An 11,352-nucleotide genomic window follows, 5' to 3' on the forward strand; every position below is an offset into this window, starting at 1 on the left:
CGACATGATCGCGATCGGCATGCGCAAGGTCATAGCGGCTGCTCCCGCATCAGGATCGTCTTCACCTTCAGCCGGCGCTCCGCCGCCGCGACGAATTGCTCGAGCGTGCAGCTGCCGAACGCGCCGAGAATGTCCGATTTGACGATCAGCCCGCGCGTCTTGAACGCCGGCGTCTCTACCGCCGCCGCCTTGCCCGCGACCACCAGCCGCACGACGAGCTCGAACGGGCGCAACTGCCTGAAGATCGCCTGCAGCCGCTCCGCCGCCCAGGCGTCGTCGAACATGAACGCCGCCCACTCGCTCACCGCTGGCGCGATCGATATGTCCTCGCCCTCGAGCGGCGAGACGGTGACGCAAGAGTCGCCGTAGGCCACGAACGCCTGGTGAGCCCGCATCTCCGACGGCGTCTTGCCGACGAAGAACACGGAGAACGACCGCGCCTCCTCGCCGCCGCCGTGGATATCCGCCGAGCGCGCCAGCGTCTCCGCCACCGTCTCCTTGCCGGCGGCCGCGGCGCTGTCGGCCGAAAAGCCGCGCCAATCCAGGCGCGCGGCGATCTGCGACACCTCATAGGACGCCGGAACCGCCGCCGCGGCGGAGAGGCCGGCGCCATTGGTGACGATGGAGACGGCGTCGAGCGGCCGGTCCTCGTCGACGAGCGTGCGGGCGAGCAGCATTTGCGCCTTGCCGAAGCCGGCCTTCGCCTTCAGCGCCGCCAGCGCATAGGCCTTGGCGTCCTCGGTCTGGCCCAGCGCCCAGGCGAGCCGCCCGACCTCGGCCAGCACCGCCGGATTGGTCGGATGCTTGCGCCGCGCGCGCTCGCCGACGCCGCGGGCGACGCCGATCCGGCGATAGGCGAGCGCATTGGCGACGCGCGCGCTATAGGTGTCGGCGTCGAGCGGCGACAGCTTCTCGCTCATCAGCAGCAGATCGACGAGGCTGTCGATCATCGGCTGCAGCGGAAAGCGCGCGGCGTCATTGCCGCCCGTCCCCGACAGCGAGGCCTGCATCGCCGCGGTCACGAAGCTCGCGAGCTGCTTGGGATCGGCGAGCAGCGACCGCCAGCAGGCGTCGAGCGTGCGGCGGATCGCCTCGTCCTCGACGGCGGCCGGGCGCTTGACGACGAGCGTCGCCAAGATCCTGATATGCGCCGTCTCGCTCATTTTGTCGGCGAGCTTTGCCGGGCGCGCGTAGAATTGCGCGATCGCCGCGCCGCGGCCGGCCTCGGCGATGGCGACGAGCAGCGTCTCCAGATCCTTGCCGCTCTCCGCCTGCGCGATCTGCTCGGCGAGAAATTCATCGGTGGCGCGGAACTCGAGCTGCGCGAAAAGGCGCTTCTGACTTGCGGACCCGATCTCGGCGCTCAGCAGATAGGGCTCGCCGTCGAGCAGATAGGCGGGCAGTGCGATGCGATAGCCCGCCTTCTCGGCGAAGCGGCCGAAGTCGAGGGCAGGCTCCGGGCTCGGCTGGCCGAGCGCTTGGGCGAAGGACCGCTCGCCGAAGCCGCGTTCGGGATCGCTCGCCCGGGCGGTGACGGTGACGCGCTGGGGATGCGCCGCCCATTCGGGCGCGAAGGCCCAGCCGGCGATATGCCCGGCTTCGAGGCGGGGAGCGGAAAAAGCGACATCGTCGGCGGCGACGGCGAGCTCGACGCCCTCGCCCTCGATGCGGATCGAGAGCGCGCGGTCGGTCGCCACGCAAAAGCCAGCCGGTCCGGCGTCGGGACCGCTCGCGAAGGCGCCCGCTCCGAAATAGCGGCGCGTCGCGCGGCCGTCCGGCGCGGGAGCCGCGGGGACGTCCTGCGCGTCCGCAGGCGCGGGCAGGGGCGCGCCGTCGAGCCACACGAGCACGTCGTTCGACGAGAAGAAGAGTTCCTTCGGCAAGGGCTCCGGGCCTGCGATCTCGACGCGGACCACGCTTCCCGCGAGGCGCGCCGAGAGCAGCTCGAAGCTGTCGTGGCGCGCTGTGGCGGGGGCGGCGTGCGCGCCCGGCTCGAGCCGCACGAGCCGGAGCGCGTCGTCGCCGAGCCTGACGGCGAGCAGCAGAGGGACCGTCTCCGGCGCAGTTTCCGGCGCATCGCCATCGGCGATGTCGCCCTCCGCGACGGCGGGGACCGGCGAGGCCGGACGCGGGATCGTCCCCTCGCTCACGCCGGCGAGGCGGAGCGGCGTCTCGTTCAGTTGCTCCTCGCGCGCGCCGAGCAGGTCGATCTCGAGCGAGCCCTGCTCCGCGCCGGGAAAGCGGAAGGCGATCGCATCGCCCGCGATGCTCGCCTGCCAACGCGGCTCGCGGCGGCGGGCGATCTCGTCGGCGAGCAGCAGATCGGAGGCGTCGGCGAGGTCCAGCGAGCCGGCGACGACCTCGAGGTCGTCGAGCGCCTTGTCCAGCAATTGCAGCCAGCTGCGCCCCCTCGCATCCGACTCTTCGGCCGGCAGCGTCGTGAAAATCTCGCCGAGCGCCTCGCGCTGGTCGCGGCGCGGCGGCTCGAACCGCCATTGCGGGGCGTCGGCGAACTCGCCGGCGCGCAGCCGCCGCAGCAGCGCCCCGAATTGTTCCGAGCGCAGCAGCTGCCGAATGACGCCGCCGACCGTCGACGCCTGGCACGGCGAGGCGACGTCGCCGAACAGCCGCTGCAGCGCCCCGCGCGATTGCTCGGTCGCCGGCAGCCAGGCCCGCGCCCGGCCGGCGCGCGCCAAAGCCTTCCACTGCTTGCGCAGCGGCCCGAGGACGCCCGCCGCTTCGGCCAATTCGATTTTCTGGATCAGCCCGGCGACGACCTGCGCCCTGGCGCTCGCGGCGGAGCCCTCCTCGCAGGTCAGAACGACCGAACGAAACAAGCCGGTCTCGAACAAAGCGCGAAAAAAGCTCGGCCAATCCGCCGCCGCCGCCAGTTCCGCCGCCTCCCAGGGCTCGAACGGCATATGCGCGGCATACCAGGCCGAAAACAGCGGCAGCGAAATATAGTCGCGAAATACATGCGGCGCCGGCTCGCCGCTCGACAGCGGAACCAGCACCCGCTCCTCGAACTCCCGCGCCCGAACATACCGAGCCAGCAGCTCCTCGTCGCTGAAAGCGCTTTTCTCGACGATGTCTCGCTCCGAACATCGCCGAGCATAGAACAGCAGGGTCACGGCTTCCACGACCGTGATCGCCTTCGGGTCATATGGCTCGATGGAAGCCGCCTTGAATGTCGAAGATTCCAGATCCGCGACCGCGCCGTCGCTCTGTGTCGGCGCGAGCGGATCGCCGTCGTGTCGCGCCGCCGGGGGCGCCTGCTGGAGCCGCACGAGCCGAAGCGTTTCGTCGCCGGTCTTCACGGCCAGCAGAATGGCGTCCGTCGCCGAAGCGGCAGGACGCGCGAACGTCCCCTCGCTCGCGCCTGCAGCGGAGCGGTGCGTCTCGTTCAGACGCTCCCCGCGGGAGCCGAGGACATCGATCTCGATCGAAAGCTGCTCGGAGCCGGGTAAGCGGTAGCCGATCCGGTCGCCCGCGAGCCACGCCGCCCAAGTGGGCTCGCGGCGATGGGCGATCTCGTCGGCCAGCAGGAGATCGGACACATTGCCGAGATCGAGCGAGGCCGCGACGGCGTTCATGTCGTCGAGCGCCAGATCCAGCAAGGGCAGCCATTCGCGCTCGTTTGCTTGCGAATGGTCGCGCGCCAGCGTCTCGAAAATTTCGGCGAGCGCTTCCCGCTGGTCGGGCCGGGGCGGCTCGAACCTCCATCGGAACGGGTCGCCGGCGAGGTCGCCCTTGCCCAGACACCGCAGCCGCTCTTTGAAGCTCGGAGAGCGCAACAGTTGACGAATGACGCCGCCCGCCGTGGTTTCGCCGCAGGGGGAGACGTCTCCGAAGAGCTGCTGCAACGCCTCCTGCGTCTCGGATGAGATGGGCCGCCACACCCGCTCCCGGGCGGTCGCGGCGGCAGCTTTCAGCCGCGTCCTCGAGGCTGCGAGCGCGCTGTCGGCTTCGACTGTCGCGATCTTCTCGACCAGCCCGGCGACGATCCGCACCCGGGCCATCGCCGACGAGTTCTCGTCGCAGGTCAGAACCACCGAACGGAACAGGCCGGTCTCGAACAAGGATCGGAAAAAGCTCGCCCAATCCTGGGAGGCGGCCAAATCGGCCGCCTCCCAGGGCTCGAACGGCATATGCGCTGAGTACCAGGCCGAGAAGAGCTCGAGCGAAATTTGTTCGCGCGCCAGATGGGGCAGGGGCTCTCCGGTCGACAGCGGAATGAGCACGCGCTCCTCGAACTCGCGCGCGCGCGTGAAGCGAGCGAGCAGCTCATTGTCGCTGAACACGCTTTTTTCGAGGACGTCTTTGGCCGTCGCCTTGCGGGCGTAGAGCAGCAGCGTCACGGCTTCGACAACCGTCATCCCGGCAGGGTCGAGCGTCTCTGTTGAAAGGCGAAACGGCTGACTCAATGGCTATTCTCCGGGAGCGACGACAGTGTAAAGCCAGAAAAAATCGCTATCTTCGAAGCGCCGGGATGTCAACTGAAGCCTCGGCGTCGCGCGGACTTCGAAGTTGCGGCGCAGTCGGGCGCGAGATCGGCGACCAATAGCCGATGATCCCGGCGGCGAAACTCGGCGCGACAGTCTGTGCGCTTCTGACGGTGTGGGATCGCGTTGGCGTCGTAAACCTCTGTCGTCGTGGGCGATGCTGGTTCGGACGCTCCCGGGAGCAGCCTTGCGCCCGCGCGATTGTCTCGTATCTGATCTCCATCGCGAAGCGGCGGCCTCGCGCTCGGCCTCCGCCGCCGGCGCGTCCATCCGCCGCCGGCGCGAGGCTCGCCGCCGCCCCATTTGCTTTGCCGGCGCGCGCCTATAGTTTGGGGCCGCTTTCGCCTCGGCGGGCGCGCCGATTCGGCCGGCGCCCGCGACCCAAGGACCCGTTCATGCGCGTGCTCGGCATCGAAACCACTTGCGACGAGACGGCCGTCGCCGTCGTCGCCTCGCGAATGGGCGGCGACGGCGGCGACATCCTCTCCAATGAGGTGATGAGCCAGATCGCCCAGCATGCCGCCTATGGCGGCGTCGTGCCCGAGATCGCCGCCCGCGCCCATATCGATGTGCTGGACCGGCTCATCGCCCGGGCGCTCGCAAACGCGGGCCTCGATATTTCCGGAGTCGACGCCGTCGCGGCCTCCGCCGGGCCGGGGCTCATCGGCGGCATTCTGGTCGGCCTCACCGCCGCCAAGGCGCTGGCGCTCGCCGCCGACAAGCCGTTCATCGCCGTCAATCATCTCGAGGCGCATGCGCTCACCGGCCGCCTCACCGACCGCCTCGACTTTCCCTATCTCGCTCTGCTGGTCTCGGGCGGCCACACGCAGCTGGTCGCGGTGCAGGGCGTCGGCGATTATCGGCGCCTCGGCTCGACCGTCGACGACGCGGCGGGCGAAGCTTTCGACAAGGTGGCGAAGATGCTCGGCCTTTCCTATCCCGGCGGACCGCAGGTGGAGCGCGTCGCCGAGGCCGGCGACCCGCGCCGCTTCGATTTCCCGCGTCCGATGTTCGGCCGCGAGGGCGCGGATTTCTCGCTGTCCGGCCTGAAGACCGCGGTGCGCCAGGAGGTCGCCCGGCTGGGAGCTCTCTCCGAGCGCGACGTCGCTGATCTGTGCGCCTCCTTCCAGGCGGCGATCGTCGATGTGATCGTCGACCGGGTGCGCTCGGGCCTGCGGCTGTTCGCGCAGAGCGGCGCGCGGCCGAACGGCCTCGTGATCGGCGGCGGCGTCGGAGCCAATGGCGCGATCCGCCGCGCGTTGACGCGGCTCTGCTCGGAGGCCGGGCTGCGCTTCGTATCGCCGCCGCCGGCCCTCTGCTCCGACAATGGCGCCATTGTCGCCTGGGCCGGCCTCGAGCGTTTCGCCCGCGGCCTCACCAACGACCTCGATTTCGCCGCACGCCCGCGCTGGCCGCTCGACGCGCAGGCGAGCGAGCTCCATCACGGCAAGGCGTGAGCGGGATGCGCGCGAAAAATTCGCAGATGCCAGGAGGCTTGCGCGCCGCCCCACGACGCCGGGCTCCGGGGAGCCTCGCGTGAGACGGCTCGCCCTCGCGGCCGCGGCGACGCTCTACATCCCGCCGCCCGCCGGGCCGCTGGCGCAGGAGCCGCTGGTCGCCGCCGTGCGCGTGTTCTATGGACCGAGCCAGGGCTTCGACACGATCGACGACCGGCTCATCGCCGGCGCGAAGACATCGATCGACATGGCCGCTTATGTGCTCACCGACCGGGCGCTGGTCGCCGCGCTCGGCCGCGCCGCCATGCGCGGCGTGCGGCTGCGCGTCTATATCGACGGAGAGGAGAGCGGCCGCGCCCGCTCGGCGGTCGACGCCATCGCCGCGACGCCCAATGTCGAGATTCGCCGCAAGGGCCGCTCGCGCGATCTGATGCATCTCAAATCCTATTCGGTCGATGGGCGCGTGCTGCGCAGCGGCTCGGCCAATTTTTCCGTATCCGGCGCGGAATTCCAGGACAATGACCTCATATTGATCGAGAGCCGGGCGGCGGTCGCGCAGTTCGAGGCGGCGTTCGCGCGGCTGTGGGCGCGCGCCGACAATCAGAAGATCGGATCGAGATGAGCCGAGCGATATGAAAGAAGAGAAGATCGCCGTGCTCGGCGCCGGCGCCTGGGGCACGGCGCTCGCCAATGTCGCCGCGGCGGGGCGCGCGGGCGTCGCGCTCTGGGGCCATGAGCCGGACCATATCGCCGCTCTCGCGCGCGACCGCGAAAACCGCGCCTATTTGCCGGGCGTGCCGCTCGCGGGGGGCGTCGCGCCGCGGGCCGATCTCGAATGCGTCGCCGAGGCCTCCGTCGTGCTCGGCGTCGTCCCGGCGCAGGCGATGCGCGGGGTCGCGCGGCGGCTGCGCCCGCATCTCGCCGCGGACGCGGTCTTCATCATTTGCGCCAAGGGGATCGAGCGCGGCTCGCGCCGTTTCATGAGCGAGGTCGTGCGCGAGGAGCTTCCGCAAGCGCGGATCGCCGTGCTCTCCGGCCCGAGCTTCGCCGCCGACGTCTGCCGCGGCCTGCCGACCGCGGTCACTCTCGCGGCCGAGGACGAGGAGCTGGCGCGGCGGCTCTGCGAGCTGCTGTCGACGCGCAGCTTCCGGCTCTATCGCGCCACGGATGTGCGCGGAGTCGAGCTCGGCGGGGCGGCCAAGAATGTGCTCGCGATCGCCGCCGGCATGGCGGAGGGCCGCGCGCTCGGCGCGAGCGCCCGCGCCGCGCTGATCGCGCGCGGCTTCGCCGAGCTGATGCGGCTCGGCAAGAGCTTCGGCGTGCGGCAGGAGACGCTGATGGGCCTTTCGGGCCTCGGCGATCTCGTGCTCACCTGCGGCTCGGCGCAATCACGCAATTTCGCGCTCGGCGCGGCGCTGGCGAGCGGCGAGGCGCCGCTCGCCGCGGCCCGCGGCAAGCTGGCCGAAGGCGCCTTCACCGCCGCGGCATTGGTGGAGATGGCGAAAGAGCGCCGCGTCGAGATTCCGATCGCGGAGGCGGTCGACGCCATTCTCGCGGGGCGGATCGATGTCGATCAGGCGATCGAGACGCTGCTGATGCGGCCGCTGAAGGCGGAGATGTGAGGTCGAGTTCTCCTTCTCCCGCAAGCGGGAGAAGGGCTCGCCCTTTTCTGCGTGTCATAATGTCGGCGCCACCACCCGCACGCGCCGCTTCACGCCATCGGCGCCCACGACCTCGCGATAAGTGTCGCGAGCGCGATTCGAGGTCGGCGCCGGCTCGCCGGCCTGAGCGCTGGCCGGGGCGGCCGGCGCGGGGCGAGCCGTCGCGGCGACCGGGCGCGACAGCTGCTCGGCCCTTTCTTCCGTGACCACCTCGTCCTTGTGCCGCTCGGCGAGCAGGCGCTCGGCCTCTTCGAGCGTCTCCGCCCAGCTCTTTCCGGGCGCCTTGCAGCTGCAAGTCGGGTCGTAGCTCTTGGCGAATTTCAGCGCGTTGGGGTGCTCGCCATAGGGCTTGCCGTCCATCGACAGCGCCGTCTCCATGTCGCGCCAGGGCGAGCGCGTATAGAGCTCGACCTCGGCGTTCGGGCACTGCGCCTTGCACAGATCGGACAGCGCCTCGAGATTGGCTCTGCGGGCCGAATAGCTGATCGGGAAGAAGCCGCCGTCGCAGGCGCGCACACATATCGCCATCGAGCCGCCGAGGCCGTGCGGCGCTTCGCCCTCCTCGCGGTCGTAGGGCGCCTCCCGCATCGGCTGGACCTCCTCCTCCTGGGGGCCGCCGAACAGATCGTCGAGGAAGGTGCGCGGGCGGGCGGCGGCGCGCTGGCGGCACTGCTGGTCGTAGCGCGCCAGGAGCGCCTGCCGCTGGCCGTCGCCGCCTGCGCGCATCAGTTGGCCGAGATTGGCCTGCATCTGCGCGACGCGCCGCTGGATGGCGCCGCATTGGGGCGGCGGCGGCTCGCCGAAGAACAGGAACTGCTGGCGATCGCAGCCGATCGAGCGGCTGTAGGCGAGCGTGCGCTCGATCTCCTGCTGCTGCTTGGCGGCGGCGGCGCGATAGCGCGCGGCGCCCGGCGCCGCTTCGGCGCTGGCGATCTGCGCGCGAAGATTGTCGCAATAGGGGTTCTGCGCATGGGCCGGGCCGGCGAGGATGACGGCCAGCGCCAGAGCGCCGGCGGCCGAACGGCGGCGCGGCGCGGCGTCGCCTGCCGATCTCGTCGCGGCGGGCTCGCCGGCGGTCGTGTCTTTCCGCGACATCAGGTCTATTTCGCGCTTTCGAACAGAAACGAAGAGGCATCGGGGCGAGGCCGAAATCGTCGCGAGCGCGACTATATCGAACATATCGTCCGACCAATCAATTCCCACGAGGAATTGACGCGCGCTTCTTGTCGCGAACAAGGCGCGTCACGACATTGGCGAGGGAATGTCCCGAGCGTCCCGAAGGAGCGCGCATAATGAAGCCGTCTCAATTTCTGTCGTCAGCCGTCCTCGCCATCGGCCTCTGCGCCGGCGTCGGGGCGGCGCCCGCCCTCGCCGACGGGCCGGATCTCATCTTTCGCAAGTCGACGGATTTCAAGCTGCTGACCCCGAACGACAAGCTCGCGACCTATGTGCTGGACGACCCCGACATCGACGGGGTCGCCTGCTATTACACGGTCCATGAGAAGGGCGGCGTCGCCGGAATGTTCGGCGTGGCGGAGCAGACCTCCGACGTGTCGCTGGCCTGCCGGCAGTTCGGTCCGGTCGCCATCAAGACGAAGTTCGGCCAGGGCGACGAGGTGTTCAGCGAGCGCCGCTCGGCGCTGTGGAAGCGCCTGCACATCGTGCGCGGCTGCGACGCCAAGCGCAATGCGCTCGTCTATATGGCCTATTCCGACCGGCTGATCGAAGGCTCGCCGGAGAACTCGACCTCCAGCGTCCCGATCCAGCCCTGGGGCGGGGCGGTGGAGACGGTCCGCTGCGGCGAGTTCCTCAGATGAGCGCGGGCGGGCGCGTCGCGCCCGCGTCGCTCACTCGCCGCAGGTGACAATGGCGGCGTCGGCGTCGATACTGGCCGAGGCGGCGCCGACCGAGCCGGTGATGTCGTCGGCGCGGCCGAACGCCTGCGCCGGTCCATGGCCATGCGCCTCGCACCAGGAATCGGCGACGGCCTTGCCGCAGCCCTTCTTCAGGGTGAGGCATTCGACGAGGGCGTAGCCGTCATGGCCGGGCAGAATATAGACGCCGTGCGTGTCCCGCATCGGCGAGGAGCCGATTACGCGCGAGAGGCGCTCCTCCGCGCGCGGGCCGTGGGAGGCCGCGATCAGCAGGCCGGCGAGCAGCGGCGCGGCGATCCGCGGCAGAATGGATCGGTGAAAGTCGAGCGGGAGCATGACCGAAGGCCTCTCGCGCGGGCGCTCATTCGCCTCGCCGCGCGCGGAGAAACTTACGCTTTTGCGGTAAAGGCCGGGTTAATCCGCCGCCTGCGCCGGCGCCCTCATTTCTCGTCGCTGTAATCCTCGAGCTCCAGCCACATGGCGTTGATGACGCCGAAGGCGCAGGCGAGGCCGAGGCCGAGAATCCAAGAGAAATACCACATAGCGCGCTCCTCGAAGGGTCAGTAGGGCAGGTCGTCAGTAGGGCAAGTCGTCCTCGGCGCCGCCCACGGCGGCCTCGCTCACCTTGCCGCGAACGACTCTGTAGATCCAGGCGGTATAGGCGAGCACGATCGGCAGGAAGACGATCACCGCGCCGAGCATAAGGCCGAGCGTGCGTTGGCTCGACGAGGCGTCCCACAGCGTGAGCCCGTGGTTCGGCTCGATCGACGAGGGCAGCAGGAACGGGAACAGGGTGAAGCCGGCCGTCGCGACGACCCCGGCGATGGCGAGGCTCGAGCCGATGAAGGCGACGAGCGGGGCGAAAAAGATCGTCACCAGCGCGACCGTCGCGCCGAACAGGCCGGCGGCGGGCGCCGCCATCGTCCAGGGCCGCGCCTCATAGGCGGCGCGCCAGGCGCCCGCCTCGCGCGCCACCGTCTTGGTCAGCGGATTGGAGGGGCCGCTCGGATCGATGGCGCTCGTCACCACATAGCCCTCGACATTCTGCAGGCCCCAAAAACCGGCGAAGGTGAAGGCCGCGAGCAGCGCGAGCGCCGCGATCACCCCCGCGATCTTGGCGCGAAAGGCCACCGGCCCGTCGGTCTTCAACGCCAGCCAGGCCGCGCCCTGCAGCGTGATCATCGCCAGCGAGACGAGGCCGCAGAGCAGAGCGAAAGGGCTGAGCAGGCCGAGGAGATCGCCCTCGTAGACGACGCGCAGCTGCTCGTCGAAACGGAAGGGCGCGCCGAGCAGAACATTGCCGACGGCGACGCCGAACAGCAGCGCCGGCACGAGGCCGGAGACGAAGAAGATCCAATCCCAGGCGCGCCGCCAGCCGGCCGATTCGCGCTTGCTGCGATAGACGATCGCCGCCGGCCGCAGCACCAGGCCGAGCAGCACCAGGAACATCGCGAGATAGAAGCCGGAGAAGGACACGGCGTAGAGCTGCGGAAACGCCGCGAAGATCGCGCCGCCGCCGAGGATCAGCCAGATCTGATTGCCCTCCCACACCGGGCCGATCGCATTGAGCGTCACCCGCCGCTGCGTGTCGGCGCGGGCGACGAAGGGATGGAGAATGGCGACGCCGAGATCGAATCCGTCGAAAATGGCGAAGCCGGCGAGAAGGGTTCCGAGCAGGGCCCACCAGACGAGCCGCAGAATTTCGTAGTCGATCGGCATGTCGATGTCTCCGTTTGAGGAAGCCCGTAGCGCCACCCCTCACAGGCTAAGGGAGTCACACATTCCAGGAGGCCGTCATGGCCGGGCTCGTCCCACGGCTGTCCGGCACAAAAATTGGTTGTACAAGCGCATGACATTG

General features: G+C 69.8%; 9 protein-coding genes. 4 read left to right on the top strand and 5 right to left on the bottom strand.

Annotated elements, in window-relative coordinates; translation table 11 throughout:
- Positions 1-29 precede the first annotated feature (29 nt).
- Positions 30-4,376, bottom strand: coding sequence for a hypothetical protein (locus K3F48_RS22730; RefSeq protein WP_222577724.1), 4,347 nt, complete (start codon positions 4,374-4,376; stop codon positions 30-32).
- A gap of 521 nt (positions 4,377-4,897) precedes the next feature.
- Here K3F48_RS22730 and tsaD point away from each other — a divergent pair.
- The 3 genes from tsaD to K3F48_RS22745 all read left to right on the top strand — a co-directional run bounded on the left by tsaD (position 4,898) and on the right by K3F48_RS22745 (position 7,581).
- Positions 4,898-5,959 (top strand): tRNA (adenosine(37)-N6)-threonylcarbamoyltransferase complex transferase subunit TsaD, encoded by a 1,062-nt coding sequence (gene tsaD, locus K3F48_RS22735; RefSeq protein WP_222577725.1) that lies wholly within the window; start codon positions 4,898-4,900, stop codon positions 5,957-5,959.
- A 79-nt stretch (positions 5,960-6,038) separates the two neighbouring features.
- A complete protein-coding gene (locus K3F48_RS22740; RefSeq protein WP_222577726.1) occupies positions 6,039-6,581 on the top strand; it encodes a phospholipase D-like domain-containing protein in 543 nt (180 codons plus the stop codon).
- Between the two features lie 10 nt (positions 6,582-6,591).
- A complete protein-coding gene (locus tag K3F48_RS22745) occupies positions 6,592-7,581 on the top strand; it encodes an NAD(P)H-dependent glycerol-3-phosphate dehydrogenase (RefSeq protein WP_222577727.1) in 990 nt (329 codons plus the stop codon).
- Between the two features lie 54 nt (positions 7,582-7,635).
- Here the strand turns inward: K3F48_RS22745 and K3F48_RS22750 are convergent, their stop codons facing one another.
- Positions 7,636-8,715 carry a DUF2865 domain-containing protein gene (locus tag K3F48_RS22750; RefSeq protein WP_255609653.1) on the bottom strand — a complete coding sequence of 360 codons (1,080 nt, stop codon included), beginning with the start codon at positions 8,713-8,715 and terminating at the stop codon, positions 7,636-7,638.
- A gap of 197 nt (positions 8,716-8,912) precedes the next feature.
- Between K3F48_RS22750 and K3F48_RS22755 the strand changes: the two genes are divergently transcribed.
- Complete coding sequence (locus K3F48_RS22755) at positions 8,913-9,437, top strand: CreA family protein (protein ID WP_222577729.1); 525 nt, start codon at positions 8,913-8,915, stop codon at positions 9,435-9,437.
- Positions 9,438-9,467: 30 nt separating this feature from the next.
- Here the strand turns inward: K3F48_RS22755 and K3F48_RS22760 are convergent, their stop codons facing one another.
- The 3 genes from K3F48_RS22760 to cydB all read right to left on the bottom strand — a co-directional run bounded on the left by K3F48_RS22760 (position 9,468) and on the right by cydB (position 11,213).
- Entirely contained in the window at positions 9,468-9,830 is a 363-nt protein-coding gene (locus K3F48_RS22760; RefSeq protein WP_222577730.1) for a hypothetical protein, read from the bottom strand.
- 104 nt (positions 9,831-9,934) lie between these two features.
- Positions 9,935-10,036, bottom strand: coding sequence for a cytochrome bd-I oxidase subunit CydX (cydX, locus tag K3F48_RS22765; protein ID WP_003614056.1), 102 nt, complete (start codon positions 10,034-10,036; stop codon positions 9,935-9,937).
- 34 nt (positions 10,037-10,070) lie between these two features.
- Positions 10,071-11,213: a cytochrome d ubiquinol oxidase subunit II gene (gene cydB / locus K3F48_RS22770; RefSeq protein ID WP_222577731.1), complete on the bottom strand. Its 1,143-nt coding sequence runs from the start codon at positions 11,211-11,213 to the stop codon at positions 10,071-10,073.
- Positions 11,214-11,352: the final 139 nt, after the last annotated feature.

This window comes from Methylosinus sp. Sm6 (genome assembly GCF_019802345.1).
Classification (GTDB): domain Bacteria; phylum Pseudomonadota; class Alphaproteobacteria; order Rhizobiales; family Beijerinckiaceae; genus Methylosinus.

Excerpts from the sequence above, each read along its gene's own strand:
- tsaD (WP_222577725.1), top strand. The coding sequence starts at position 4,898 with ATGCGCGTGCTCGGCATCGAAACCACTTGCGACGAGACGGCCGTCGCC.
- K3F48_RS22760 (WP_222577730.1), bottom strand. The coding sequence starts at position 9,830 with ATGCTCCCGCTCGACTTTCACCGATCCATTCTGCCGCGGATCGCCGCG.
- K3F48_RS22750 (WP_255609653.1), bottom strand. The coding sequence starts at position 8,715 with ATGTCGCGGAAAGACACGACCGCCGGCGAGCCCGCCGCGACGAGATCG.
- K3F48_RS22755 (WP_222577729.1), top strand. The coding sequence starts at position 8,913 with ATGAAGCCGTCTCAATTTCTGTCGTCAGCCGTCCTCGCCATCGGCCTC.
- cydX (WP_003614056.1), bottom strand. The coding sequence starts at position 10,036 with ATGTGGTATTTCTCTTGGATTCTCGGCCTCGGCCTCGCCTGCGCCTTC.
- cydB (WP_222577731.1), bottom strand. The coding sequence starts at position 11,213 with ATGCCGATCGACTACGAAATTCTGCGGCTCGTCTGGTGGGCCCTGCTC.
- K3F48_RS22730 (WP_222577724.1), bottom strand. The coding sequence starts at position 4,376 with ATGACGGTTGTCGAAGCCGTGACGCTGCTGCTCTACGCCCGCAAGGCG.
- K3F48_RS22745 (WP_222577727.1), top strand. The coding sequence starts at position 6,592 with ATGAAAGAAGAGAAGATCGCCGTGCTCGGCGCCGGCGCCTGGGGCACG.